At 66.6% G+C, this 1,031-nt stretch carries 1 protein-coding gene; it reads left to right on the forward strand.

Translation table 11 applies throughout. The features are described 5' to 3' along the window. Positions 1 to 955 (forward strand): carbohydrate ABC transporter permease (locus tag AQJ54_RS42905; protein ID WP_248845106.1); only part of this gene is annotated, 955 nt, incomplete at its 5' end. Between the last annotated feature and the right edge of the window lie 76 nt (positions 956 to 1,031).

Consider the following 1,031-nt stretch of genomic DNA (forward strand, 5'->3'; position numbering starts at 1 on the left):
GAGCCCGGAGGCGGCCGTGGTGCCGCCTTCGGGCCCTGCCCCGTCCCAGCGCGTCCCGCAGGGCCACAAGCGTCTGCTGACCCGCCGTGACCGCATCACGCTCGCCTTCATGGCGGGCGTGCCGACCGTGCTGCACGTGCTGCTGGTGTGGGTGACCGCGCTGGCGTCGATCGCGTTGGCGTTCACCAGCTGGGACGGCATCGGCTTCGACTCGATCAAGTGGGTCGGCCTGGACAACTTCCGTCAGTTGTTCACCGACAACCCGCAGTTCTGGCCCGCGGTCGAGCACAACGTGATCTGGTTCGTGGTCCTCATCGCGATCCCGACCCCGCTCGGCCTGTTCCTGGCCGTCCAGCTGGACAAGAACATCCGTTTCTCCCGCGTCTACCAGACCGCGTTCTTCCTGCCCGTGGTGGTCTCCCTCGCGGTGACCGGGTTCGTGTGGCAGCTGGTCTACAACCCCGACACCGGCCTGATCAACAGCCTCATCGGGGCGAACAAGCCCGGCCACTACATCGACTGGATCGGCGACCCCAAACTCAACCTGTGGGCCGTGCTGATCGCCGCGTCCTGGCGCCACACCGGCTACATGATGATCCTCTACCTGGCCGGCCTCAAGGGCGTCGACCCCTCGCTGCGGGAGGCGTCCTCGCTGGACGGGGCGAACGAGTGGCAGACGTTCAAGAACGTCATCTTCCCCACCCTGCGCCCCACCAACACCGTCGTCCTGGTCGTCACCATCATCGAAGCCCTGCGCGCCTTCGACCTGGTCTTCGTCTTCAACAAGGGCGCCCAGGGCACCGAACTGCTGTCCATCCTGATCACCAACAACATCATCGGAGAGTCCAGCCGGATCGGCTACGGCTCCGCGATCGCCGTGGTCCTGCTGGTCATCTCCCTCGTCGTGATCATCCCCTACCTGATCGCGACCTTCCGCAAGGAGCGCCGCGCATGAGCACCCTGACCGCCGGCGCCCCGGCCAAGCAGCGCACCCCGATCCGCCCGGCCCGGATCCTGCTGCACACCTTCCT

This window comes from Streptomyces griseorubiginosus (assembly GCF_001514195.1).
In the GTDB taxonomy this organism is placed as follows: domain Bacteria; phylum Actinomycetota; class Actinomycetes; order Streptomycetales; family Streptomycetaceae; genus Streptomyces; species Streptomyces griseorubiginosus.